Annotated in this window: 18 protein-coding genes; 14 read left to right on the forward strand and 4 right to left on the reverse strand. The window is 60.4% G+C overall.

Translation table 11 applies throughout. From position 1 onward, the window contains the following. Positions 1-11 precede the first annotated feature (11 nt). The 3 genes from LVE68_RS13685 to LVE68_RS13700 are packed head-to-tail and all read left to right on the forward strand — an operon-like array spanning position 12 to position 5,235. Positions 12-563: a pilus assembly PilX family protein gene (locus tag LVE68_RS13685; RefSeq protein ID WP_232940943.1), complete on the forward strand. Its 552-nt coding sequence runs from the start codon at positions 12-14 to the stop codon at positions 561-563. Positions 564-582: 19 nt separating this feature from the next. After that, complete coding sequence (locus LVE68_RS13690; RefSeq protein ID WP_232940944.1) at positions 583-4,797, forward strand: pilus assembly protein; 4,215 nt, start codon at positions 583-585, stop codon at positions 4,795-4,797. A 12-nt stretch (positions 4,798-4,809) separates the two neighbouring features. Continuing rightward, positions 4,810-5,235, forward strand: a complete 426-nt coding sequence (locus LVE68_RS13700; protein WP_305080383.1) for a type IV pilin protein — start codon at positions 4,810-4,812, stop codon at positions 5,233-5,235. 54 nt (positions 5,236-5,289) lie between these two features. On the opposite strand, the gene LVE68_RS13705 is transcribed toward LVE68_RS13700, so the two are convergent. Together LVE68_RS13705 and LVE68_RS13710 are read right to left on the reverse strand one after the other, a co-directional pair. Further along, positions 5,290-6,729 (reverse strand): sigma-54-dependent transcriptional regulator, encoded by a 1,440-nt coding sequence (locus LVE68_RS13705; protein ID WP_232940945.1) that lies wholly within the window; start codon positions 6,727-6,729, stop codon positions 5,290-5,292. 90 nt (positions 6,730-6,819) lie between these two features. Beyond that, positions 6,820-8,415 carry a sensor histidine kinase gene (locus LVE68_RS13710; RefSeq protein WP_232940946.1) on the reverse strand — a complete coding sequence of 532 codons (1,596 nt, stop codon included), beginning with the start codon at positions 8,413-8,415 and terminating at the stop codon, positions 6,820-6,822. A gap of 103 nt (positions 8,416-8,518) precedes the next feature. On the opposite strand from LVE68_RS13710, the gene LVE68_RS13715 reads away from it, so the two are divergent. After that, the gene (locus LVE68_RS13715; protein WP_232940947.1) at positions 8,519-10,147 is read left to right on the forward strand and encodes an NAD+ synthase; all 1,629 of its coding nucleotides are present in this window, start codon (positions 8,519-8,521) and stop codon (positions 10,145-10,147) included. Positions 10,148-10,223: 76 nt separating this feature from the next. On the opposite strand, the gene LVE68_RS13720 is transcribed toward LVE68_RS13715, so the two are convergent. Further along, positions 10,224-11,156 carry an outer membrane protein assembly factor BamD gene (locus LVE68_RS13720; RefSeq protein WP_232940948.1) on the reverse strand — a complete coding sequence of 311 codons (933 nt, stop codon included), beginning with the start codon at positions 11,154-11,156 and terminating at the stop codon, positions 10,224-10,226. A 161-nt stretch (positions 11,157-11,317) separates the two neighbouring features. Here LVE68_RS13720 and rluD point away from each other — a divergent pair, with 161 nt between their 5' ends. The 6 genes from rluD (at position 11,318) to LVE68_RS13750 (ending at position 21,090) form a co-directional block, all read left to right on the forward strand. Next, entirely contained in the window at positions 11,318-12,283 is a 966-nt protein-coding gene (rluD, locus tag LVE68_RS13725) for a 23S rRNA pseudouridine(1911/1915/1917) synthase RluD (RefSeq protein ID WP_232940949.1), read from the forward strand. A 47-nt stretch (positions 12,284-12,330) separates the two neighbouring features. Next, complete coding sequence (gene pgeF, locus LVE68_RS13730; protein ID WP_232940950.1) at positions 12,331-13,092, forward strand: peptidoglycan editing factor PgeF; 762 nt, start codon at positions 12,331-12,333, stop codon at positions 13,090-13,092. Between the two features lie 203 nt (positions 13,093-13,295). Further along, positions 13,296-15,902: an ATP-dependent chaperone ClpB gene (clpB, locus tag LVE68_RS13735; protein ID WP_232940951.1), complete on the forward strand. Its 2,607-nt coding sequence runs from the start codon at positions 13,296-13,298 to the stop codon at positions 15,900-15,902. Between the two features lie 230 nt (positions 15,903-16,132). After that, a complete protein-coding gene (locus LVE68_RS13740; protein WP_232940952.1) occupies positions 16,133-17,272 on the forward strand; it encodes an efflux RND transporter periplasmic adaptor subunit in 1,140 nt (379 codons plus the stop codon). Between the two features lie 31 nt (positions 17,273-17,303). Continuing rightward, the gene (locus LVE68_RS13745) at positions 17,304-20,390 is read left to right on the forward strand and encodes an efflux RND transporter permease subunit (protein ID WP_232940953.1); all 3,087 of its coding nucleotides are present in this window, start codon (positions 17,304-17,306) and stop codon (positions 20,388-20,390) included. Between the two features lie 154 nt (positions 20,391-20,544). Further along, entirely contained in the window at positions 20,545-21,090 is a 546-nt protein-coding gene (locus tag LVE68_RS13750) for a fasciclin domain-containing protein (RefSeq protein WP_232940954.1), read from the forward strand. A 93-nt stretch (positions 21,091-21,183) separates the two neighbouring features. On the opposite strand, the gene LVE68_RS13755 is transcribed toward LVE68_RS13750, so the two are convergent. Next, entirely contained in the window at positions 21,184-21,660 is a 477-nt protein-coding gene (locus LVE68_RS13755; protein WP_232940955.1) for a DUF4124 domain-containing protein, read from the reverse strand. 473 nt (positions 21,661-22,133) lie between these two features. Here LVE68_RS13755 and LVE68_RS13760 point away from each other — a divergent pair, with 473 nt between their 5' ends. The 4 genes from LVE68_RS13760 to pssA all read left to right on the forward strand — a co-directional run bounded on the left by LVE68_RS13760 (position 22,134) and on the right by pssA (position 26,516). Further along, positions 22,134-23,870 (forward strand): acetolactate synthase 3 large subunit, encoded by a 1,737-nt coding sequence (locus LVE68_RS13760; protein WP_232940956.1) that lies wholly within the window; start codon positions 22,134-22,136, stop codon positions 23,868-23,870. A gap of 13 nt (positions 23,871-23,883) precedes the next feature. Further along, positions 23,884-24,375, forward strand: a complete 492-nt coding sequence (gene ilvN, locus LVE68_RS13765) for an acetolactate synthase small subunit (protein ID WP_232940957.1) — start codon at positions 23,884-23,886, stop codon at positions 24,373-24,375. 59 nt (positions 24,376-24,434) lie between these two features. Then, the gene (ilvC, locus tag LVE68_RS13770) at positions 24,435-25,460 is read left to right on the forward strand and encodes a ketol-acid reductoisomerase (RefSeq protein ID WP_232940958.1); all 1,026 of its coding nucleotides are present in this window, start codon (positions 24,435-24,437) and stop codon (positions 25,458-25,460) included. Positions 25,461-25,583: 123 nt separating this feature from the next. Continuing rightward, positions 25,584-26,516 carry a CDP-diacylglycerol--serine O-phosphatidyltransferase gene (gene pssA / locus LVE68_RS13775; RefSeq protein ID WP_232940959.1) on the forward strand — a complete coding sequence of 311 codons (933 nt, stop codon included), beginning with the start codon at positions 25,584-25,586 and terminating at the stop codon, positions 26,514-26,516. The last annotated feature ends 315 nt before the right edge of the window (positions 26,517-26,831 follow it).

Raw genomic sequence — 26,831 nt, forward strand, 5'->3', positions numbered from 1 at the left:
GGAGTCATGAAATGAAGAGACACAATCGCGGGGCCCTGCCACGGGCCCGTAAGCTCTCCTCCCAGCGCGGGGCGGTGTTGATTGTCGGGCTGGTGATGTTGCTGCTGATGACAGTGGTGGCCATGGCCGCCATGCGTGGCAGTGAAATGCAGGAGTTGATGGCCGGTAACATGCGGGATCGCAATCTCGCTTTCCAGGCGGCCGAGGCCGGCCTGCGGGAGGCCGAAGAGGTACTGAACCAGGCGGTGCTGCCAAGTTTTGATGGCGGTGTGGCAGGCTATTACGTTGAAATCGATGGCTCGCGGAATACAGGTTATTGGAATACCCATGACTGGGATGTAGATGCCGTCGAGACTGACCTGGAGCTGGATCGAGTCGCCGCGCCACCGCGTTATGTGATTGAGGAAATCACCGCAACAGCCGCCACCGGTACCGACGGCGGGGCTATTGATTTCCAGAGCACGCTTAACCAGGAAGAAATTGTCTATTACCGGGTTACCAGCCGTGGAGTCGGCGGTACGGCAAACGCTGTCGTTATCATTCAGTCCACATTCAAGCGATAGGCAGTGAGGGGATAAAATCATGAAAATAATCGCTGCACTCAGGAAACAGGCTTTCGCACTGGTGACGGGTGTCTTGAGCATTGGGGTCGCGCATAGCGCTTATTCCCTGGAACTGGCCCAGACTCCACTGTTTCTGTCCCAGCCGGTACGGCCTATCGTCATGCTGAATATGTCGAATGACCACCAGTTGTTCTTCAAGGCATACGATGACTACAGTGATATCACCGGGGATGGGCTGGCTGATACGACTTACGTACACGAGCATGATTACTACGGGTATTTTGATAGCAATACCTGCTATTCCTATACGGGCGGTATTTTCTCGCCGGAAGTAAGAACCGACACCAAATACTGTAATGCGGGCAGTGCAACCGGCCAGTGGAGTGGTAATTTCCTGAACTGGGCCACCATGACCCGTGTCGATACCGTTCGTAAAATCCTCTATGGCGGCACCCGTTCCACTGATACCGCCGATCAGACAGTGCTGGAGCGTGCTTTCCTGCCCCATGATGCGCATTCTTTCGCCAAGCATTATGAAGGTAGTGATATTGCCGCGTTGACTCCCTATGCAGCAGACCGGGGCTCTATATCGGCAGACCGGGTCAAGGATGGTGTTACCTTCTGCAATACCACAGCTGGCACAGGCTGGTCCCAGGATGTAACCAGTGCGCCGCTGCTGAGAGTAGCCAAGGGCAACTACTCCCTCTGGGCCAGCAACGAGCGTTGGCAATGTCGTTGGGGCGTTGCGAGTAACGGCAACGACAAAAATGCCAGCGGCATTAATGCCTATGATACGAGCCCTTCTGACGGTGATGGCGGTGATAAGCTCGGCGAGTACAATGTCCGTGTGGAAGTCTGTAAAGAGGGTATGCTCGAAGACAATTGCCGCTCCTACCCGGATGGCAATGCCAAGCCTTCAGGCCTGTTGCAGAAATACGGTGAGAAAGGGGAAATTCTCTTCGGCCTGATGACCGGCTCCTATGCCAAGAACAAGTCCGGTGGGCTGTTACGCAAGAATATCGGCGATATCTCCGACGAAGTTAATGTCGCCACCGACGGCACTTTTGAGTCGACCGGCACCGGCTCAATTATTGATACTCTCGATGGGCTGCGGTTGTATGGTTATGATTATGGCCAGGGCTACTACAACCGGTCCACGTCAGGTGGCGATAATTGTCCATATGGCCTGAGTTCGTTTGCCGATGGCCGCTGTTCCAACTGGGGCAACCCGCAGTCGGAGATCTACCTGGAGTCCCTGCGTTATCTGGCGGGCAAGGACTCTACTGGCGACTACAATGACGATGACTCTTCCTATATCTCAGGCCTCACGTCACCTTCCTGGGAAGATCCCCTCGGCAGTGATAATTATTGCGCGCCCTTGAATGTTATCCAGTTTAATGCCTCGACCAGTTCCTATGATGGTGAGACGACACCGGCAAACGACCTGGCCTCGATCGGTTCCATCGATACCTGGACCAATCAGGTGGGTGTGGCCGAGGGTATTCATGGTAATGAATATTTTGTTGGCGAGAGCGGGGCTGCCAATAACCAGCTGTGTACTCCCAAGACAGTCGCCAGCCTCTCCGGGGTGGCCGGTACCTGTCCGGACGCCCCCCGCCTTGAGGGCACCTACGATATTGTGGGGCTTGCGCGCTATGCCAGGAGCAACAGCATCCGCAGTGATTTGTCTGGTGACCAGACAGTGCGGACTTTCGGCGTTGCCCTGGCACCTTCAGTACCACAAGTGAGGGTGCCTGTCCCCGGTGATTCAGGGAAATTCATTTCGATATTGCCAGCCTGCCGAAATTCGGACACCGGTGGTAACTGTGCCATTGTCGATTTCAAAATCGTCTCCCAGGACATCGCCGCTGGGACCGGTAAGCTCTATGTGAACTGGGAGGACAGTGAGCAGGGTGGGGATTTTGACCAGGATATGTGGGGCGTCATCGACTACGAGGTTGATACGGCGACGGTCAAGGTGAGCACCACTGTTATTGCGCAGTCAACCCCTGACCCGATGGGCTTCGGTTTTGTGATCGGCGGTACCACGCAGGATGGCTTTCATGCTTTTTCGGGTATCAATGATTTTGAGTACGTTTCCTCAAGTACCATTAGCAGCTGTGGTGATGACGGTACTACCTGTACCTGCCTGAGCAGCGGATGGCAGGGAGCCTGTGATGCAAGCGAAGCAAACAAGCGCACGGAGACCTTCAGTGTTGGCAGCTCTGGCGCTCAGCTGCTTCAGACGCCGCTTTATTATGCCGCCAAGTGGGGTGGCTACAGTGACGATGCCCTGACTGATGCGGAGATCGCCGCTGCGGTACCCGAGTCCTATTATTTTGCGATTGATCCTGCGGAGCTTGAGAAAAACCTGGGAGCGGCGCTGGAACAGGTGGCTTCTGATATTGGTTCAGCCTCAGCAGTCGCCACCAACTCCACCCGGCTGGGGACGGATACCGCAATCTACCAGGCGCTGTTCAACAGTGGTGACTGGAGCGGTGAAATCCGGGCGATCAAGCTGAATGCCGACGGGAGTATCGGTAATTACCTCTGGAAGACAGAAGCTGCGGATTTTGCCGCGCCGGCGGATCGGGAGATCTTTACCCATAATGGCACTGGCGGAACCGAGTTCCTGTGGGATAACCTCACTGCCGCGCAGCAGTCCAGCCTGGGCGCATCTGCCGCGGAAGGCCAGAATGCGCTGAACTGGCTACGTGGTGAAAATATCCCGGGTCTGCGCGAGCGCACCACCCCACTGGGTGACATCGTCAATTCTTCACCGGTATTTGGCTCACAAAAAGGCTTTGGCTTCCAGCGCCTGCCGGAAGAACTCGGTGGCCTGGAGTATCTGAGCTACGTTGCCACCTATAAAGAAAGTCGCCGCGAGGTGGTTTACGTTGGCTCCAATGACGGGATGCTGCATGCGTTTGATGCACTGAATGGGGAAGAGGTGTTTGCCTATGTGCCGTCCGGGGTCTACGACAAACTGAAGAACCTGACCCTGCCCAACTATGGTTCCCCGGAAAACCCACATAAATACAGTGTGGATGGTCCCCTGTTCGTCGGCGATGCCTATATCAATGGCCAGTGGCGCAACATCCTGGTAGGCACGCTGGGGGCCGGGGGGCGCGGGCTTTTTGCCCTGGATGTGACCGACCCTGCGAACTTTGACGAGGGGGATGTCCTGTTTGAGATTACCCCGGCACAAATGCCTGAGCTGGGCAACGCCACCGGCAAGCCCGTAATCGCCCCGACGGGGGATGGCTGGAAGGTGATCCTGGGCAACGGCTACAATTCTGCCAATGAGACGGCAGAGCTGCTGGTTATCGACCTGGAGGCTCCGTTTGCGGAATCTCAGGCCATAGCCACGGACGGAAGCGGCTCCAATGGCCTGGCTGCACCTGCATTGAAGCCCGGTAATGACGGTATCGTGGATTACGCGTATGCGGGCGACTTGCTGGGTAATATGTGGAAGTTCGACCTGACCGCGAACAATAACAGTAACTGGGACGTTGCCATCAGCCAGGGCAGTACCGACTTACCGCTGTTTACAGCGGCTTATGATGATGGTTCCGGCACCCTTATACCGCAACCTATCACCAGTGCACCGACCCTGGGGCTGAACCCGAAAAAGGAAAATGCCACCATGGTTTATTTCGGCACGGGCAGCTACCTGGCCGACTCGGATAACAGCGCCGGCAGCGTAATCCAGAGCGTCTATGCGCTTGCTGACCAGGGAGACAATATCCCCGACCGCGACAGCCTGTTTGAAAAAGTGATTTCCACCCAGACCGCGACAACCCGGGAAGTCGATAACGACGGTGATACCTCCTGGTGGGCAGATAGCTACGATGGCTGGTATATGGACCTGGCTTATACTGATCCGACCACCGGTAGCGCGATCGTGACCGGCGAGAGGGTGATCAGTAAGCCGTTGCTGTTGTTTGACCGGCTGATCTTCCCGACGCTGATTACTTCCTCCAACCCCTGTGCATTTGGCGGTAGTGGCTGGCGCATGGAATTGAGTGGGGTAGGGGACCGTTATGAAGGGCACTCGATTTTCGGTGAGGCTGGCACATCCCTGGATTATGCAATCATCGGCTATTCCAGTGTGATTACTGCGGGCGAAAAAGCCTACCTGCCAGCCAGTGATATCAAGGGCCAGCCGAGTGTGGAAAGTGGCGACCTGCCCGCGGGCTCCGTGGGTCGGATGTCTTGGCGACAGATACGATAACCCGAGGAAAGTATGAAAGTACCAAACAGGAACCAGAAAGGCTTTACCCTGATTGAGGTGCTGATTGTGGTGGCGATACTGGGAATTATTGCCAGTATCGCCTATCCGTCCTACCAGGAGTCAGTACAGAAGAGTCGCCGGGCAGATGCCAAAGCCATGCTGGGAGATGTCTCCCAGCGGTTGCAACGCTGCTTTACAGTTTACAGCGCCTATAACGATGACAGTTGCGCGGTGGAGGATCAGCTGACAGGTGGCAATACCATGGATTCCCAGGAGGGGTTCTACAGTATCAGTGGTGTTATCAATGCAACTGACTTCACCCTGACTGCTACCGCTGTGGGGGCACAAACTGCGGACACCAAGTGTGGCAACTTTGCGCTGACTAATACCGGTAACCGCTCGGTGTCGGGCAGCAGCGGTGCGGATTACTGCTGGTAGGTGATCCGAGCTGGGATAAAGGGCGGGGTGCTGGCTCAGTTCCCGTCCTGTGAGTCAGTCCTCCAGCCCCAGCTTCTTCAGGCGGTAGCGCAGGGATCGGAAGCTAATGCCCAGTTTCTGGGCTGCGGACGTCCTGTTCCAGCGTGTTTCAGCCAGGGTCGATTCGATTACATGTCGCTCTATTTCCTGCAGATACCGGTCCAGGGACTGATGGCGTGCCAGGTCGAAGCCTGGCTCGTGGCCAGCATCAAGCACTCCATCCAGAGGCTTTTTCCGAGCTGGTAATGCATTTATTTCTGCACCCTTATGGTCGAAGGGGGAATCATGTGGCGCCGCACGCTGGCAGGGTTCCAGTAGCAGGTCCTCGGCCTGTATAACCTGCTGTTCACAGAGAGTAAGGGCCCGTTCCAGTATATTTTCCAGCTGGCGCACGTTGCCGGGAAAAGGGTACTCCTGTAATGCCCGAAAAGCGCCTTCCGACAGTCTGGGCATATCGGTACCGGCTTCACTGGCGATACGGCGCATGATCGTTTGCGCCAGTAGTGGAATATCCCCGGCGCGTTCCCGCAGCGGGGGTACGTGGATATCGATTACATTTATTCGGTAGAAAAGGTCACTGCGAAAACGCCCGGCAGCCACCTCTGCGGAGAGATCCCTGTGCGTGGCACTGAGAATGCGGACATCAATGGGGACCTCTTCACTGGACCCGACCGGTCGCACGCTCTTCTCCTGAATTGCCCGCAGTAGCTTCACCTGCATTTCAAGGGGCAGGTCGGCAACTTCGTCGAGGAACAGGGTGCCGCCTGCCGCACTCTGGAAAAGACCCGCCTTGTCCCTATGCGCCCCGGTAAAGCTCCCCTTGCGATGGCCGAAAAACTCACTCTCCATCAGCTCGGCGGGAATGGCGCCACAATTAATGGGGACAAAGGGCTTGTCAGCTCGCGCTCCCTGTTCGTGTATGGAGCGGGCGGCCAGCTCCTTGCCGGAGCCAGATTCTCCGCTGATATAAACAGGTGCATCACTTCGTGCAACCTTGGCGATCCGCTGGCGCAGCTGCTGCATTACCGGTGCCTGCCCGAGCAGCCGGCTGTGCGTACTGTCATTGGCGACAATTTCACGGCGGTCGAGTCGCAGGGCCAGTTGCACCAGGGCGCGTAACCGCTCCAGATTGACCGGCTTGCTGACAAAGTCGAAGGCGCCCAGTTTCAGCGCGTCGATGGCGGTATCCATACTGCCGTGGGCTGTAATTACCGCGATCGGGAGGTCTCCGTGCTGCGTTGTATGTTCCTGTAAATGCCGCACCAGTTGCAGTCCGTCCCCGTCTGGCAGGCGCATGTCAGTAAGACAAAAATCGTAGCGGTGCTGACCGAGGAGCTGGTGGGCTTCCCCCAGGCTGTTGGCGGTATGGCTGTTGACGTCCATCCGCCCCAGGGTCATGGTCAGGAGCTCGCAGATGTCCGGCTCGTCATCGACGACCAGTGCAAGAGGCTGCATAGAGTGTGCGCTTTATTTTTGGTATGGGTGAGCGGTCTATACCCGAATTATGCCAGATCCAGGCGGGATCCAGTCAACTTGGTGCTGTGATCAGAATACTTTCCTGGCATGGGCGAATTCAATCCTGAAGCAGCTGCGGCTGCTGGCATCGTGACAGTATTGCAGGCTCGCCTGGTTGGACTCGCACAGTTCCCGGGCGATATAGAGACCCAGCCCGCTGCCGCCCTGGCCGTTGGTGAAAAATGGCTCAAAGATCTGTTCGCGGTATTGCTCGGGCACGCCCGGGCCGGAATCAATCACATCCAGGATTGCGCAGTCCCGACCCGGGTGCCGGTAGACATGAAGCTCGAATTCCGGCACTTGGGTATCCTGGCGGGAATGTACGAGAGCATTGTTGCACAGGTTGGTAACCACCTGCGCAAGTTGCGCACTATCAAAGCGGGCGGAAAGCGGCCCGTCTGGCAGTTCCAGCGTTATCCTGGCGTCCGCTGGCATACCGATACGATAGTCGGCGATAAAGCGCTCGACCCAGTAGCCCAGCTCATGCAACTCCGGCTCCGGGGCCCGGCGCCTGGAGAGTTGCATCACATTCTCGACGATCTGGTTGACCCGCTCGCTGTGCCGGCAAATGATTTCTGTCAGGTGGCGGTCATCCGCGGAAAGCGTCGAGGACTCCGTGAGGAGCTGTGCGGCATGGCTGATAGCGCCGAGGGGGTTGCGTACTTCGTGAGCGATAGACGCGGTGAGGTGACCGAGTGAGGCGAGCTTGAGCTTCTGCGCTTCCTGGTTCAGCTTGCGATTGTCATCGACAAAAACCAGGGTGTTGTCACCATGCTCACGTCGCAGGTTGGCAAAGCTGAGTCGTAATTCACTGCCACCATCGAGTTTCACCAGCTGTCCATTGCGTCCCGGATCCCGCTTCCATTCCCTCAAGGCGGACAGCATGGCCTCGTGCAGATCGGTGCCGGGTTGCATCCGGTTGGCGGTCAGGCGCAGGGCGGCCTGGTTGGCCAGCTCCGTTTTCTGCGCAGAGTTCAGTACCAGCACACCTGTGCGCATACGCTCGATGATTTGCTGTGCCAGGCGCTGCAGGTGGGCCGCGTGGCGGCTCTGCTGGTCGGCGCGCCAGGTGGCCATATTGATCATGCCCGACAGGTATTGCAGCCCGCTGACCGCAAGGAACAGCAGGATTCCCAGGCTGCCTGCGGCGACAATGTCCCGGGAAGCTGCAGTGCCAGCCACCAGTCCGTAAACCTGCTGGGCAATCACGCCACTGCTGGTCAGCGCCGCGAAAAAAGCGCCCAGTCGCCGATCCAGCAGCAGGGAGCCGGCCGCGCAGTTTATCAGGAGCAGGTAGCCCAGCCCGGATGTCAGGCCGCCACTGGCGTGGATCATAGTGAGGAACGCCGGGATGTCGCAGCCGAGCATCAGGGCTATCTGGCCGACGCTGGAATGGTAGCCCGTGCTGCGGAGGTGCAAAAGCCAGCCTGTATTGAGCACCACGTAAGCAACGGCGGTATTCAGGAAGAGAGTCGGTGCAGTATTGCCCAGTGCCCCGTGACTGATGTCAGAGATAAAGATCCCCATCAGGACCACGGAGATTGCCACGCGGTAGAAAGCGTAAACACGCAGGAGTTCGATGTATTGGAGGGCGGGCCTGCTGGGGGAGGGGGCTGCGCTGCTCACGTTTATTCTTCCCATACTGGTATGCCGCTGCGGTTGTCCCTGTGGCAAGGTACACTCGCTGTAAAGCGGTATAATCGCCGCTTCCCCGATCCGAGGTAACAAGATGTCTACTTTGCAGCTAGTGCTGGCACAAATCAATTCCCTGGTGGGCGATATCCCGGGCAATACCGCCCAGGTGATCGATGTGACCCAGCGGGCCCACCGGGAGCTCGGTGCCGAACTGGTGTTGTTTCCCGAACTTACGCTCTGCGGTTACCCCCCGGAGGACCTGCTGCTGCGGCCCAGCATGGGGCGGCGGATAGACGCGGCGCTCGGCCAGCTTCAGGCCGCTGAGCTGCCCTGCGCGGTGTTGGTGGGCTATCCCCGGGTAGTGGCAGGCAAGGTCTTTAATATCGCAGGGCTGATTGTCGACGGAGAGCTGGTGGCGGAATATGCCAAGCAGAAGCTGCCCAACTACCAGGTCTTCGACGAGATGCGCTATTTCGTGCCCGGCGACCAGCCCTGTGTCGTTGATATCAAGGGTATCCCCACGGCGATCACTGTTTGCGAGGATATCTGGCATCCGGAACCGGTGGCCCAGGCAGCGGCTGCCGGCGCGAAGCTGATGCTCAATATCAATGCCTCGCCCTTCCATCGCGGCAAGGCCCAGGAGCGCCTCGAGCTGCTGGGGAACCAGGCCCGTCTCGGCAGGATGCCGATCATCTATGTCAATTCCATCGGTGGCCAGGATGAGCTGGTATTCGATGGCGGCTCCTTCGCGGTCGACGCACAGGGCAAGTTGCGCGCGCGCGCGCCGGAGTTTGTTGAGCACCTGCTGTCCGTACAGGTGCAGTCCCGCGATGGCCGCGTCGCGCTGGCGCAGGGCGAAATGGTGCCTGCGGAGTCTGACCTGGCGGCGGTGTACAGGGCGCTGGTGCTTGGGGTTCGCGATTACGTGAACAAGAACGGTTTTAACGGTGTGGTGCTGGGACTCTCCGGCGGCATTGATTCCGCCTTGACATTGGCGGTGGCGGTGGATGCCCTGGGCAAGGAGCGCGTCGAGGCCGTCATGATGCCGTTCCGCTATACATCGGACCTGAGCAAGAACGATGCGGCCGACCAGGCCCAGCGCCTGGGGATTCACTACCGGGTGATCAGTATCGAACCTATCTTCGACGCCTTCATGGGGGCGCTGGCTGAGGAGTTTGCCGACACGCAACGGGATACCACCGAGGAAAACCTGCAGGCGCGCTCCCGCGGGGTCATCCTGATGGCGATCTCCAACAAGAAGGGCGCCATGGTGCTAACCACCGGTAACAAGAGTGAGATGGCGGTGGGCTACGCCACTTTGTACGGTGATATGGTCGGGGGCTACAGCGCCCTGAAGGATGTACCCAAGATCCTGGTCTACGAGCTGGCCCGCTACCGGAACACCATCTCGGAGGTGATTCCCGAAACCGTGATCACCCGACCGCCCACGGCGGAGCTGGCGCCGGACCAGGTGGACTCCGACAGCCTGCCGCCCTACGAGATTCTCGACGAGGTGCTGAACCTGTATATCGAGCGCGACTTCAGTGCCGCCGATATCATCGCCCGGGGCTTTGACGGGGAAATGGTGGAGCGTGTGGTGCGGTTAGTGGATCGCAACGAGTACAAGCGTCGCCAGGCCGCGGTGGGGGTACGCATTTCCGAGCGAGGTTTCGGGCGCGACCGGCGCTACCCGATCACCAATGGCTGGAAGGCCGGCGAATAAGCGGGGCCGGACTGGCCGGGTACAAAAAAGGCGCCGTGAGGCGCCTTTTTTTTGGTCGCGGCCCGGGCCAGCAGCTTTACAGGAGCTCCGGCGGCAGCGGGGCGTCTTCGTCGCGGAACTCGGCGTTGTAGAGTTCGCGGCTATCGAACCCGCGGGGGTCCGACTTCTCGAACAGTCCCAGGGTCAGGCGGTGTACCAGGCTGCGGCCGCTGGCACCCTTGTAGTAGCTGTAGTTGAAACTGCCGTCATCCTTCAGGGCCGGGTGATGCGGGTAATTGGTGCGCAATACGTTCAGGGCGTCATTCTCCAGGCTTTGCATACCCATCAGGTGATAACCCTGCACCATGGTGGCCAGTGCATCCGGCACAGCGGGGGTCTGCTGGAAGTTCTCGACCACGTAGCGGCCGCGGTTGGCCGCTGCCAGGTAGGCACCGCGCTTGAAGTAGTAGTTGGCCACGTGGATCTCGTAGCGGGCCAGCAGGTTGCGCAGGTGAATCATGCGCTTCTGGGCGTCCGGAGCGTAGCGGCTATCCGGGTAGCGCGCCATCAGCTGGGCAAAATAGGCGAATGACTCCCGCGCCGAGCCGGGGTCGCGGCGGGTCATGTCCGTGGGCAGGAAGCGCTCGAACAGGCCGGTGCCTTCGGTGAACGACGCCAGCCCTTTCATGTAGTAGGCGTAATCCACATTGCGGTGCTGCGGATGCAGGCGGATAAAGCGGTCCGCTGCCGCGATGGCGGCATCGTTCTCATAGTTGCGGTAATAGGCGTAGATCAGTTCCAGCTGCGCCTGCTCCGCGTAGCTGCCGAACGGGAAGTTATCCTCCAGCGCCCGCAGGTTCTTGATCGCCAGGTCCCACTGGCTGGATCGAAGCTGGCGCTGGGCGGCTTCATAGAACGCCTGTTCTGTACGGCTGCCGGAGGGCAGGCCCTCTTCCTCTTCATCGGTGCTGGCGCAGGCGACAAGTATCGCGGACAGTACAACCAACCACAGGGTTTTCCAGGCCTGCATAGCCCCTCGCTCTATCATTATTACTCTCTACCTTCTTGCATTGGTTCCGCAGCGACTCCTCTCGGGGACCGGCTGTGCGGTACACTGGCCGCCTTTCGCTGGGCGGCGGGCGGTCATTTAACCACAGTCGCGCAGTCGTCCAAAGTATTTGAGCCTGATCAATGACTGACCAAGTGGAACTCGAACTGGAAGTGCCGGCACAGATGGCCGGCTTGCGCTTAGACCAGGCGGCGGCCGAATTAATTCCCGATTATTCCCGCGCCAGGTTGCAGGCGTGGATCAAGGGCGGCCAGCTGACCGTGGACGGCCGCGCCGCGCGTCCCCGCGACAAACTGTTCGGCGGTGAGCGGCTGAGCCTGCGGGCAGAGCTGGAGCCGGCAGGGGAGTGGCGCGCGCAGAAACTCGACTTGAGGGTCATCTACGAGGATGAAAGCCTGCTGGTGCTGGACAAGCAGCCCGGGCTGGTGGTGCACCCGGCCGCGGGTAACCCGGATGGCACTCTCTTGAACGGCCTGCTGCACCATTGCCCGCAACTGGAGAAGATCCCCCGCGCCGGTATTGTTCACCGGCTGGACAAGGACACCAGCGGCCTGATGGTGGTGGCCAAGACCCTGCCTGCGCAGACCGGGCTGGTGGAGCAGCTCAAGCAGCGCACCGTCAGCCGGCAGTATGACGCCATCGCCCAGGGGAAAATCACCGGTGGCGGAACGGTCGACGCTCCCATCGGCCGCCATCGCCAGAACCGGTTGAAGATGGCAGTACTGGCACACGGTGGCAAGGAGGCGATCACCCATTACCGGGTACAGGAGCGTTTCCGTGCCCATACCCTGGTGCGGTGCCAGCTGGAAACCGGGCGGACACACCAGATCCGTGTGCATATGGCGCATATCCGTCACCCGCTGGTTGGCGACCCGCTTTACGGTGGGCGTTCCCGGGTGCCGCCTGAGGCCGGGGAGGCGTTGCTGCAGGAGTTGCGACAGTTTCCCCGCCAGGCCCTGCACGCGGCGGAGCTGGCACTGGTCCACCCCGGGAGCGGGGAGGAAATGCACTGGTCGACCCCCATGCCCGCGGATATGCTGCACCTGCTGGAATTACTGCGTGCCGACGCCACGGGCACTCCCGGCTGAGCGCATCGTCGCTGCCGGGAATTCAAACAATTGCTGAAGGAACTGGAATGACTGCCGATCACTACCTGGTCCCCGACTGGCCCGCTCCCGCCAATGTGCGCACCGCCACATCGCTGCGCCGGGAAGGGCACAGTTCGGGTGCCTACGCCGCCTTCAACCTGGGAGCCCATGTGGGGGATGACGGCGACGCCGTTGAGGCCAACCGGCGCCAGCTGGCACAGGAGCTGCAGCTGCCGGCAGAGCCCCAGTGGCTGGAGCAGATCCACAGTGACCGGATTGTGGAGGCACACCGGGATGGCCTGGTACGGACCGCCGACGCGGCCTTCTCCCGCGAGGCGGGCACCATCTGTGCGGTACTGACTGCCGATTGCCTGCCGCTGCTGCTTTGCGATCGCGCCGGCACAGTGGTGGCGGCGGTGCATGCCGGCTGGCGTGGGCTGGCGACTGGCGTGATTCGCAACAGTGTGCGGGCGCTGGGGTGCGACCCGGCCGAGCTGCTGGCCTGGCTGGGGCCTGCCATCGGACCGGAAGCCTTCGAGACCGGCGTCGATGTGCTGGAATTGTGTTTCGAGCACGCCATGGACAGTGCCCATACGGAGCGCATGGCCCAGTGTTTCCGCCCGCACGCAGCCAAGCCCCTGCACTTTCTCGCAGATATCTATGGCCTGGCCAGGGCAGAGCTGGAAAGCCTCGGGGTCAGTGCTATTTACGGTGGCAACCGCTGCACCTTTACCGAGTCCGGGGACTTTTATTCGTATCGACGCGATGGCGTTACCGGCCGCATGGCGTCGCTGATCTGGCTGACCTGAGCCGCCGGCTCTCGAAAACCGCCCCGCAATAATAACCCCCTCCAGTGTGCGGGTATTGAAAACCTCTCGCACGCCCCCATTTTATTTCCTGACCCGGGAGACCACCGGATTCACCGTGGGATCCCCTAGACTCAGAGTTGGCGCCGTCGTGCGTCACCCCACTGTCAAATTGCTTTTACTGTGCCGAGGGAGGAGACCCGTCCATGCGCATAGACAAAATGACAAACCCGCTGCAGGCCGCGATTGCCGATGCGCAATCCCTGGCGGTGGGGCGTGACCATAACCAGATATATCCCGAACACCTGTTGCAGGCGCTGCTGGACCAGTCTGGCGGCAGTGTCCCTGCATTCCTGTCACAGGCCGGCTTCAACCTGAACGGGCTGCGTAACGACCTGGCGAAAAGGCTCGACCAGCTGCCCACGGTAACCTCGCCGACCGGCGATGTGGGCATGTCGCAGGAACTGATGCGCCTGTTCAACCTTGCCGATAAAAAAGCGCAGCAAAAGGGCGACAGCTTTATCGCCAGTGAAACCGTATTGCTGGCCGCATTCGATTCCGCCGCCGGCGAAGTCTCCAAGCTGCTGCATGCCAATGGCGACCTGAAACAATTGCAGGCAGCCATCGACAAGGTCCGCGGTGATGAGAAAGTCAGCGATGCCGGGGCCGAGGATGCGCGCCAGGCCCTGGACAAGTACACCCTGGACCTGACCGAGCGGGCGGTGTCCGGCAAGCTGGACCCGGTGATTGGGCGCGACGACGAAATCCGCCGCACCATCCAGGTATTGCAGCGCCGCACCAAGAACAACCCGGTCCTGATCGGCGAGCCGGGCGTGGGCAAGACTGCCATTGTCGAGGGCCTGGCCCAGCGCATCGTCAATGGCGAGGTGCCCGAGGGCCTGAAAGACAAGCGCCTGTTATCTCTGGACCTGGGGGCCTTGCTGGCCGGTGCAAAATTCCGGGGCGAGTTTGAGGAACGGTTGAAGGCGGTGCTGAACGAACTGTCCAAGCAGGAAGGCCGTGTCATCCTCTTCATCGATGAACTGCACACCATGGTCGGCGCCGGCAAGGCCGAGGGCGCCATGGACGCGGGCAATATGCTCAAGCCGGCACTGGCCCGTGGCGAGCTGCATTGCGTGGGTGCCACCACCCTGGACGAATATCGCAAGTACATCGAGAAAGATGCCGCGCTTGAACGTCGCTTCCAGAAGGTGCTGGTGGACGAGCCCACCGAAGAGGACACCATCGCCATCCTGCGCGGCCTGAAAGAGCGCTATGAGGTCCACCACGGTGTGGATATTACCGACTCGGCGATTATTGCGGCGACCAAGCTGTCGCAGCGCTACATCACCGATCGCCAGCTGCCGGACAAGGCTATCGACCTGATTGACGAGGCCGCCAGCCGTATCCGCATGGAAATCGACTCCAAGCCGGAATCCATGGATAAGCTGGAGCGACGCCTGATCCAGCTGAAGATCGAGCGCGAGGCGGTCAAGAAGGACAAGGACGACGAAGCGGCGCAGAAGCGGCTGCAAAAGCTGGAAGAAGATATCCGCGAAATCGAGAAGGAATATGCCGACCTGGAAGAGGTCTGGAAAGCCGAGAAAGCCCAGCTGGCCGGCAGCACGGATACCAAGGAAAAGCTCGAGCAGGCCAAGCTGGATATGGAAGCGGCCCGCCGTGCCGGCGACCTGACGCGCATGTCGGAGCTGCAATACGGGGTGATCCCGCAACTGGAGCAGCAGCTGCAGCAGGCCAGTGATACGGAAGCCACCGAGGAGCCCCGGCTTTTGCGCAACCGGGTCACTGACGAGGAAGTGGCTGAGGTGGTTTCCCGCTGGACCGGCATCCCGGTATCGAAAATGCTCGAGGGCGAGCGAGAAAAGCTGTTGCGGATGGAGGACGCCCTGCACCATCGGGTGATTGGCCAGGACGAGGCCGTCAATGCGGTGGCCAATGCCGTGCGCCGTTCCCGGGCAGGCCTGTCCGATCCCAACCGGCCCAACGGTTCCTTCCTGTTTCTCGGTCCCACCGGGGTGGGCAAGACGGAGCTGTGCAAGTCGCTGGCGGAATTCCTGTTCGACAGCCAGGACGCCATGGTGCGCATCGATATGTCCGAGTTTATGGAAAAGCACTCGGTGGCACGACTGATTGGTGCGCCGCCCGGGTATGTCGGTTACGAAGAAGGTGGTTACCTGACCGAGGCGGTGCGTCGCAAACCCTATTCTGTAGTGCTGCTGGATGAGGTGGAGAAGGCGCACCCGGACGTATTCAATATCCTGCTGCAGGTCCTCGAGGATGGCCGCCTTACGGATGGCCAGGGACGCACGGTGGATTTCCGCAATACGGTGGTGGTGATGACCTCCAACCTGGGATCTGACCTGATCCAGAAATATGCCAGCAAGAAAGAGGAAGACGAACTCGACAGCGAAATCCATTACCGCCAGATGAAAAACGCGGTGATGGATGTGGTGGGTGAGCACTTCCGGCCGGAATTCATCAACCGCATCGACGAGGTGGTAGTGTTCCATCCGCTGGCACGGGCCCAGGTGCGCTCCATTGCCGAAATCCAGCTGGAGCAGCTGCGCCGCCGGCTGGCGGAGCGCGACCTGCAGCTGGAAGTGGCCGAGCCCCTGCTGGACAAGCTGGCGGATGTGGGCTTCGACCCGGTCTACGGCGCCCGCCCGCTCAAGCGTGCAATTCAGATGTGGCTGGAAAACCCGCTGGCCCAGGATGTCCTGTCGGGCAAGTTCGCACCCGGCGATACCATCCATGCGGAGCTGGAGGGGGATCACGCCGTCTTCCGCAAGTGATACGTCCCACCCTGTGAAATGGCCCGCCGGCGCGAGCGCACCGGCGGGCTTTTCTTTATCCGCCGCCCCATTGCCCGCTCCCGCCGGACCGTCCGTTTTCGACCCCTGGCTGCAGCCCACCGATTGCCAACCGTCATTCCTGCCCGCGCTTGCCTATCCTGACTGCTGGGCCCGGTCAATTTGGCCGGCTTGCCCCTGCTTGGATATGTGGCAATCGACAGGGAGTTGCAGTGGCTGGACGCAATCCGGTATTCAACAAGCGCATGCTGCTGATGCTGCTGGGCTGCCTGTTGCTGTTTGGCGGCATCTTTGCCTTCAAGATGTTCGGCAAAATGATGATGAACCGGGCATTCGACAATATGCCATTACCGGCGGCCACGGTCACCGCAGCGCGGGTCGAGCGGCAGCTCTGGCAGGAGAGCCTGTCTGCCGTAGGCACAATGCGCGCCGTCAATGGCGTCGAGGTAACGACCCGCGCCCAGGGCGTGGTGCAGCGGATACTGTTCGATTCCGGCCAGCCTGCGGAGAAGGGCCAGTTGCTGGCGGAGTTGTCGGCGGAACCGGAAAAGGCGGAACTGGAAGTGCTGGAGGCGGAGCTGCGGCTGGCCCGCCGCAATCACCAGCGCATCAAGGCGCTGCACGTCAAGGGTGTCACCACCGATGCGGAGCTGGATGACGCACTCAGTACCCTGGACCGGGTGTTGGCAAGTATCCGTGTGCAGAAAGAGACGGTGGAGGAGCACCGGGTTGTGGCGCCGTTTTCCGGGCGGCTGGGTATTCGGCGCATCGACCTGGGGCAGAACGTCGCGCCCGGAGATCCGGTGGTCTCCCTGCAGCAACTGGACCCGATTTTCGTCGATTTCTACCTGCCGGGCCGCTACTTCGCGCGCATCAAGACCGGTCTTCCCATCGAAGTCACCACCGATGCGTTCCCGGAAAAGACATTCCCGGGCAAGGTGACAGCCATTGATCCCGGTATCGACAGTGCCAGTCGCAACTTCCTGCTCCAGGCCACCATGGACAACCCCGGCGACCAGTTGCGCCCGGGCATGTTCGCCGACGTGTCGGTGGACCTTCCCCGCCGGCGCAATGTGCTGGTGGTGCCGCGCACGGCAGTCAGCTTCTCTCCCTACGGCAATGCCATCTTTGTCCTGCAACAAGACCCGGAGGGCAATGGCCTGGTGGCGAGCAAGCGGTTTGTAAAAACCGGTGAGGAGCGTGGTGACCTGGTGGAAATCATCGAGGGGGCGGAGGAGGGGGAGCGTGTCGCCACCAGCGGCCTGCTGAAGTTGCGTAACCAGAGCCCGGTCACCGTCAATAACGAGGAGACACTGCCGGCGAAGGCGGATCCACAGCCGGAGAACAGCTGACCATGGCCACGACCGCAACCGGTGCCCCCGCGTGAATTTTACCGAGATCTTTATCCGCAAGCCGGTGCTGGCGACAGTGGTGAGCCTGTTTATCTTCCTGCTGGGGCTCCGTGCCGCCACCGAGCTCAACGTGCGCGAGTACCCGGAGCTGCAGAATGCGGTAATCACCGTAACCACGGTCTATGTAGGCGCCGATGCAGACCTGGTGCAGGGATTTATCACTACGCCACTGGAACAGGAGATCGCCACCGCCGACGGCATCGACTACATGGTGTCCACCAGTGTGCAGGGGGTGTCGACCATCCAGGCCTATGTGCGCCTCGATTTTGATCCCAACCAGGTGCTCACCCAGGTGGTGGCCAAGGTCAACCGCCTGCGCAGCGAGTTGCCGGAGGAGTCCGAGGATTCCACCGTGGATATGGCCATCGGCCAGACGGTGGCGGCAATGTACCTGTCGTTCTCGTCCGGGATCCTCGATAACAACCAGATTACCGATTACCTGACACGGGTGGTGCAGCCCAAGCTGTCGACCATCCCGGGTGTGCAGCGAGCGCGCCTGCTGGGCAACCGGACCTTCGCCATGCGTATCTGGCTGAAGCCGGCAGAAATGGCATCGCAGGAGGTAACCCCGGGGGATGTCAGTGCGGCGCTGCGCGCCAACAATGTGTTGTCGGCGGTGGGCAGTACCAAGGGCCGCTGGATCACCGTGGAAATATCAGCCGATACGGATATCGCCTCTGAGGAGGCTTTCCGTGACCTGGTGGTGCGCTCCGACGAGGACCGCATCGTGCGGCTGGGGGATATCGCTGAGGTGGAGCTGGGTTCCGAGTCCTACGATACCTCGGTCACCTTTAATGGGCGTTCGGCCACCTTTATTGCGGTGGAGGTGGCTCCGGATGCCAATGCGCTGGAAGTCATCCGCGAGGTGCGCAGGAAACTCGATGGTGAGGTTTTCCCGCAGCTGCCGGAGGGCATGATCGGTGAGATTCCCTACGACAGCACCGAGTACATCCAGGACTCGATCAACGAGGTGGTGAAGACGATCGCCGAGGCAGTGTTGATCGTGATCGTGGTGATCTACCTGTTCCTCGGTTCCCTGCGCAGCGTGGTGATCCCGGCGATCGCGGTGCCGCTGTCGCTGGTGGGGGCGCTGTTCCTGATGCTGCTGATGGGGTTTTCCATCAACCTGCTGACCCTGCTGGCGATGGTGCTGGCCATCGGTATCGTGGTGGATGATGCCATCATCGTGCTCGAGAATGTACACCGCCACATCGAAGAGGGCATGACGCCGCGGGACGCCGCCATTCGCGGTGCGCGCGAACTGGCATGGCCGGTGGTGGCCATGACCACCACCCTGATTGCCGTGTACCTGCCGATCGGTTTCCTGGGCGGGCTCACCGGCACCCTGTTTGTGGAGTTCGCCTTCTCCCTGGCCGGGGCGGTGCTGCTGTCCGGTGTGGTGGCGCTGACCCTGACGCCGATGATGGCGTCAAAGATCCTGAAGCCGCCGAAGGAGAATGGCGGCAATAGCCTGGAGCAGTGGCTGGAAAGGCAATTCGAGCGTATGCAGCAGGGATACCAGCGGCGGCTGCACAGCGCCCTGGATGACCGGCTGGTGATCCTGCTTTTCGGGTTGATTGTGCTGGTGAGTTGTTATTTCCTGTTCGTCACCTCGCCCAGCGAGCTGGAACCGGATGAGGACCGCGGTTTTGTCCTGACCATTTCCTCGGCGGACTCCTTTGCCACCATCGATTACCTGGAGCGCTTCACCCGGGAGCTTAACGTCATTGCCGAGCGGCATGCCGACGAGGTGGAAAACCTGTTCCTGCTCAACGGGGTCGGCGGTGCCGGTAATGCCACCAACAGCGCCATTGCCGGTTTCGTGCTCGCGCCCTGGAACCGGCGTGCGCTGGACACTGCCGAGATGAAGGACATTATCAGCAACGAGGTGGCAGAGATCGCCGGCCTCAAGGTGGCGGTGGTGGTACCACCCAGCCTGCCCACCGCCGGTGGCCGCCTGCCAGTGGAGTTCGTGGTCGGCTCCACCGAGCCGATGGAAAACCTGGCCTCGTTTGCCGACGAGATCATGGAGCGGGCACTGGCCAGCCGTAAGTTTATTTTCGTGGATTCCGACCTGAAGCTGGATAAGCCCAAATTGCGGGTGCTGGTGGATCGCAACAAGGCGGCAGCAATGGGGATCACCATGGCGGATATCGGGCGGGAGCTGGGGGCCATGATGTCGGGCGCCTATACCAATCGGTTTTCGCTGGAGAACCGCAGTTACAAGGTGATTCCCCAGGTGGTGCGGCGCGAGCGGCTGACTGGCGCCCAGCTCAAGCAGTACTACATCCGCAGCCGTTCCGGGCAGCTGGTGCCCATGTCGACGCTGGTAAGCCTGGAGGAAACGGTGGAGCCACAGCAGCTCAAGCGTTTCCAGCAACTCAATGCGGTGACCATTTCCGGTGTCCCGCGCCCGGGCATCACTCTGGGGGAGGCGCTGGGGGTGCTGGACAATGCCGCGGCAGAGGTATTGCCGCCGGGCTATTCGGTGGACTACGCCGGGCAGTCGCGCCAGTACAAGGCGGAGGGCTCCGAGCTGGTGGTTACGTTTTTCTTTGCCCTGATCGTGATTTACCTGGTGCTGGCGGCGCAGTTCGAGAGCTGGCGCGACCCGCTGATCATGCTGATGACGGTGCCCATGAGTGTCTGCGGCGCGATGATTTTTGTCAGCCTGGGGCTCACCACACTGAATATTTATACGCAGGTGGGGCTGGTGACATTGATCGGCGTGATATCCAAGCACGGCATTTTGATTGTCGAGTTCGCCAACCAGCTGCAGCAGGACGGCCGGGACAAGCGCACGGCAATCGAGGAGGCGGCATCGATCCGGTTGCGTCCGGTGCTGATGACGACGGCATCACTGGTGCTGGCAATGGTGCCGCTGCTGCTGGCGGCCGGGCCGGGCGGCGGTGCCCGTTTTGCCATGGGCCTGGTTGTGGCGACAGGGATGACCATCGGCACGCTGTTCACCCTGTTTGTCGTTCCCGCCATGTACCTGTACCTGGGGCGGGACTACCAGCGAGAGGAGGATATGCGGGAGGCGGAACAGAACGGCTAGGCATGTGTCGGGCAGCGTATTTGCACGGGATGTGATTGTCGTAACAGGAGGTGTGGGGTCTCCTGGCCGACCCTATACTGCCGGGCAGTCCCAAGTGGTTCGGGTGGGAATGCCCAACCCGGCCAATCCCGTGCTTCACTGTGGAGGTGAAATCATGCGTTTAGTGCAACACATATTTACCCGATTAATTCTGGCACCAGTGCTGCTGGCAGCGCTCTACAGCGGCTCGCTCAATGCCAGTGATCCCGGCAAGACTATCGCGGCAAATGCTGCCAAGGCGGATAACCTGTCCACACTGGTAGCCGCGGTAAAAGCTGCCGAATTGGTGGATACCCTGAATAGTGAGGGTCCATTCACCGTATTTGCGCCAACCAATGACGCATTTGCTGCCCTGCCGGCCGGTACTGTGGATACGCTGCTGAAGCCGGAGAACAAGGAGAAGCTGCAGAAGATTCTCGGCTACCACGTGCTCCCCGGCAAAGCGACCGCCGAGGTGGTGATGGAAATGACCAAGAAGGGCGGTGGCCACGCCAAGGTAGCGACGGTCCAGGGCGAAGAGCTGACCCTCAAGGTAGACGGTGGCAAGGTAACTGTCACTGACTCCAAGGGCAATACAGCCACCGTGATCCGGGCTGACCTCATGAACTCCAATGGCGTGGTTCATGTGATCGACGGGGTGCTGATGCCCAGCAAGAAATAGGCCTTGGGCCTTTCACCCGGGCGGCCAGTACGGCCGCCTTTTTATTGCCCATAAGGTAGGAACTGTCCGGTTATGGCCCCGGGTGGGAGTCGGTCAGCAATCCCGCGCAATGGTTTCACGGGTCTGGCGGATTCTCGCCTGGCGTTCATCCTCGGGCAGCACGCGGATTTTTCCGGAGGCGTCCACCTCGCGGACCCGGGAGTGCGCGGTCAGTTCCTGCAGGTTCGTCTGCGCCTGGCGACAACGCTGGAGCCGCACGGATTTCTGGGCCTGCGTCAGCTGGGTGTCCTCACCCACGTCCGGGTTGGTCCCGGTTTCACGCTTGCCGGCCTCGTTCAATGGGGATTCCTCGTTGCCCTCGCCCTCGGCGGCTTTGGCCAGGGCGTCCTGCTCCTGTTTCCATTGGCGGTAGCGCTGGGACTTGGGCTCCTTGACCACTTCCACGGCCTTTTTCTGCGGCGGTTGGGAGCCAAAATGCACTACCCCGTTCTCGTCGGTCCACTTATAGATGCCGTCTGCGTATGCAGTGCAGGCCAGGGAGGCCAGCAGGATTGCAGAGAGAAAGCGCATTGGGTGCCCCTTGTTGTAATTCGTTGTCATGCCGGTCGTCGTTAGTGCCATTGTACCGCCCGGGCGGTGTTTTCCTGCAACCGCTTTAACACTTTTGGCCTGTGGGGGCGGGGACAGGTTGACAAGCCGGGGGCAGTTTGCAGAATCGACGGCACCTCCCGGTGCCTAGAAGTTGCCGCACACCCCGCGGTCCCTGTCTATCCTGAATGGGCCAAACGCCCGTTACCCCGCGCTGGAGACCCTCCCACCCCGGAGGCCTGCAAGCCCTGTTGGACGCTGCCTGGACAGCGGTTGCGGGTGTGCGCGCCTGCCTGCTCGATGAAGTTATCCTAAAAATCGATCTTTGGCGTGCTGCAGGCTGATATTTGTCATCAAAAAGCTTTATAATCGCGCTCTGCGTTTCGCTTCTGTGGTTTATTTTTATGCCCGGGGTGATGCGCATCCTAATTTACGTGAAATTTTAGGGGGCTTCAGTGGAATTACTCTCCGGCGGCGATATGTTGGTTCGCGCGCTGCAGGATGAAGGGGTAGACCTTATCTTCGGTTACCCCGGCGGTTCAGCATTGCATATATACGATGCCATTTTCCGGCAGAAGGGCATCAAGCACGTACTGGTGCGTCACGAGCAGGGCGCGACCCACGCGGCGGACGGTTATGCCCGTTCGACCGGCAAGACCGGTGTGGTGCTGGTGACCTCGGGCCCGGGCGCCACCAATGCGATTACCGGCATCGCCACTGCCTATATGGATTCTGTACCGATGGTGGTGATTTCCGGACAGGTGACCAGCGACAAGATCGGTGAGGACGCCTTCCAGGAAACGGACATGGTGGGCTGCTCGCGACCGATCGTGAAGCACAGCTTCCTGGTCAAGAATGCTGAAGATATCCCCATGGTGGTGAAGAAGGCCTTCTATATCGCCAATACCGGTCGACCGGGGCCGGTGGTGATCGACGTGCCCAAGGATGTCACCAATCCCACGGAGCGTTTCCCCTATGAGTACCCGAGCAAGCTGCGCATGCGTTCCTACACGCCGGCGGGCAAGGGGCACACCGGGCAGATCCGCAAGGCCCTGGCATTACTGTTGTCTGCCAAGCGTCCGGTCATCTATGCCGGCGGCGGCGTGGTGCAGGGCGAGGGTGCGGAGCTGCTGACGGAGCTGGCGCAGGCGCTGAATTACCCGGTGACCAACACCCTGATGGGGCTCGGTGCCTACCCCGGCAGTGACCGGCGTTTTCTCGGCATGCTGGGCATGCACGGCACTTTCGAGGCCAACACGGCCATGCACCATGCCGATGTAATTTTTGCCATCGGGGCGCGTTTTGACGACCGGGTGACCAACACCCCGGGCAAGTTCTGTCCCGGGGCCAAGATCATCCATGTTGATGTCGATCCCGCGTCCATCTCCAAGACCATTACCGCTGACGTGCCGATCGTGGGTACGGTGCAGTCGGTATTGGGGGAAATGCTGGGCATGCTGCGGGAGTGCGGTGAGCAGCCGGACCAGTCGGCAATCGTCGACTGGTGGCGCCAGATCGACGACTGGCGCGAACGCCACGGTATCTACACGGCGCCCCGCTACCGCACCGATGGGGGCCTGATCATGCCGCAGGAGGTGATCAAGGCCGTGCATGAAATTACTGCGGGCGACGCCTTCGTGACCTCGGATGTGGGCCAGCACCAGATGTTTGCCGCGCAGTACTACCTGTTCGACAAGCCGCGGCGCTGGATCAACTCCGGTGGCCTGGGAACCATGGGCTTCGGGTTGCCGGCGGCGCTGGGGGTAAAGATCGCCCACCCGGACAGCGAGGTGGTCTGCGTGACCGGTGAGGGCAGTATCCAGATGTGCATCCAGGAGCTCTCCACTGCCACCCAGTATCACTTGCCGGTCAAGATCCTGTGCCTGAACAACCAGGCCCTGGGCATGGTGAAACAGTGGCAGGAAATGCAATACGAGGGACGCCTGTCCAACAGCGTGTACGAAGAATCACTGCCAGACTTTGTCAAACTGGCCGAGGCCTACGGGCACGTCGGCATGAAGATCGAATCGCGCGAGGCGCTCTACGACAAGTTGACCGAAGCCTTCTCCATCAAGGACCGCACGGTGTTTATCGACGTCTACGTCGATCCATCCGAGCATGTATATCCCATGCAGGTGATGCCCAATGGCTCAATGCGGGATATGTGGTTGAGCAAGACGGAGCGGACCTAGGGAAGTCAGAATCATGCGCAGAATTATCTCAGTATTAATGGAAAACGAGCCCGGCGCCCTCTCGCGGGTCGTAGGGCTTTTCTCGCAACGCGGCTATAACATCGAGACCCTGACCGTCGCCCCGACGGAGGATGAAACACTGTCGCGCCTGACCATGGTGACCATTGGTGACGATCACAAGATCGAGCAGATTACCAAGAACCTGAACAAGCTGATCGATGTGGTGAAGCTGGTCGACCTGACCGAGGGATCCCATATCGAGCGGGAGCTGTTGCTGGTGAAGGTGCGGGCTTCCGGTGCGCAGCGCGACGAGGTCAAGCGCAGTGTGGATATCTTCCGGGGCCAGATCGTCGACGTCACCAGCAATATGTACACGGTGCAGGTGACCGGCACCGGCGAGAAGCTCGATGCGTTCCTGCAGGCGCTGGGTGAGCACACCATCATGGAGGTGGTGCGTTCCGGTGTCTCCGGCATATCCCGCGGCGAAAAAGTCCTGAGTGTATAGACGCCTGCCGTCGGGCAGGACATGAATTCAATTAATCGTTCAGTAATAGGAAGTGAGCAATGCAAGTTTACTACGATAAAGATTGCGACCAGTCTTTGATCCAGCAGAAAACCGTGGCCATCATCGGTTACGGCTCCCAGGGCCATGCCCACGCGAATAACCTCAAGGATTCCGGCGTAAAGAACGTGGTCGTGGGCCTGCGGAAGAACTCCAGCTCCTGGGCCAAGGCCGAAAAGGCCGGCCTGCGTGTGGCGGAAGTCGCCGATGCGGTGAGGGATGCGGATGTGGTGATGATCCTGACCCCGGACGAGTACCAGGCGGCGATCTATCGCGAGCAGGTGGCCCCCAACCTGCGCTCAGGTGCGGCGCTGGCATTTGCCCATGGCTTCAATGTCCACTTCGAGTTGATCGAGCCGCCCAAGGACGTCGATGTCATCATGATCGCGCCCAAGGGGCCGGGCCACACGGTTCGCTCCACTTACCTTGAGGGCGGTGGTGTGCCCACCCTGATCGCGGTCTACCAGGACGCGTCCGGCTCGGCCAAGGACCTGGCGCTGTCCTACGCGTCTGCCAACGGTGGCGGTCGCTCCGGTATTATCGAGACCAACTTCCGCGAAGAGACGGAAACCGACCTGTTCGGTGAGCAGGCCGTGCTCTGTGGTGGTGTATCCGCGCTGGTCATGGCCGGTTTTGAAACCCTGACCGAAGCCGGTTACGCGCCGGAGATGGCTTACTTCGAGTGCCTGCATGAGCTCAAGCTGATCGTGGACCTGATGTACCAGGGTGGCATCGCCGATATGCGCTACTCTATCTCCAACACCGCTGAGTATGGTGACTATGTCACGGGCCCGCGCATCGTGACCGAGGAAACCAAGGCAGAAATGCAGCGCGTACTGAAGGATATCCAGGCGGGCCGTTTCGCCAAGGACTTCATGCTGGAGTCCCTGGCCGGGCAGCCGCGCCTCAAGGCCGAGCGCCGTATCAGCAGTGAGCACCCGATCGAGCAGGTGGGCGCCAGGCTGCGTGGGATGATGCCCTGGATCAAAGCCAACAAGATCATCGACAAGACCGAAGGCAATAGCTGACGGTAACTGATGGAGAAGGCGGCGGGGGCGACCCCGCCGCTTTTTTTTGCGCCAGGGGTCCTGTGCGCGCTGTCGAAGATCGCTGTACACTCGCCGGCTGTATTCAGAGTCAACGGAGAACCTATGAGCGACAAAAGGGATGCCACCGGGGCCGCCGGCAATGGGGATGACCGCCGGGAGGAGATTCGCATTCCGGTGGACGAGCATATTGAGGAAGAGGTTTCGGCCAGCGGCACCCGGGTCAGGGCTCGGGGTGTCTACCTGCTGCCCAACCTGATTACCACCGGTGCGCTATTCAGTGGCTTCTACGCAATTATTGCGGGGCTGGGCGGGAATTTCGAAGCCGCAGCCATTGCGATTTTCGCCGCGATGATCCTCGATGGGCTCGATGGCCGGGTGGCGCGGCTGACAGATACCCAGAGTGCGTTCGGGGTCCAGTACGACTCCCTCTCGGACATGGTCTCCTTTGGCCTGGCTCCGTCACTGGTGGTATTCAGCTGGGCGCTGGGGCCGCTGGGCAAGTTCGGCTGGGCGGCGGCTTTCCTCTACGCCGCCTGTGCGGCGCTGCGACTGGCTCGGTTCAATACCCAGGTGGACACCGTCGACAAGGGGGTGTTCATCGGGCTGGCGAGCCCGACTGCGGCGGCGATTGTGGCCAGCATGGTGTGGGCGGGTCACGACGCTGAGGTCGGGGCGGGTATCGGGCTGGTAGCGGCACTGGTAACCGTAGCGGCGGGGCTGCTTATGGTGTCGAACTTTCGCTACACGAGCTTCAAGACCATCGACTTCAAGGGCCGCGTACCCTTTGTCATGATGCTGGCGGTTATCCTGGTGTTTAGTCTGGTGACTATTGACCCCCCGAGGGTGCTGCTTGCGCTGGCAGTAATCTATACCTGCTCGGGGCCTGCAGTCTGGGCCTGGCAGGTGGTGCGTAAGCGCCGTGAAGATGGTGCGGACAAAGACGGCTCGGGGAAGGATCCGGAGGGCGCGGCGGCCAAGGTGGACCAGGGCGGTGACGACGGTCCCGGTTCCGACAACTCTGGCGATGCCCGGTAGGTATAGGTACTAGTTGCGGTCTCCGGGTGGTGAACCGCGGTTCGTGATACTAAAGTTAAAGAGTGGCGCCACGGTAATGGCGGGGCGTCGGTGAGCACAAATCGGGGGTGTAACCAGGTTCTCTGGATAGTATCCACTCCGGTTGAAAAAAGTGCTTGCACCTGGCTCCGCCAGTCCGTATAGTTCGCGCCCTCGCTGCTTGAGAAGTGGCGAGGAGGCAGCTCCAAGTGATTGATTTTCTTAAGAAAATTTCTTCAAAAAAGAGCTTGCCAGACACGGAGAGGTCGCTATAATGCGCGCCACTTCGGAAGGGCC

The sequence above is a fragment of the Microbulbifer sp. YPW16 genome, assembly GCF_021290385.1.
Taxonomy (GTDB): Bacteria; Pseudomonadota; Gammaproteobacteria; order Pseudomonadales; family Cellvibrionaceae; genus Microbulbifer; species Microbulbifer zhoushanensis.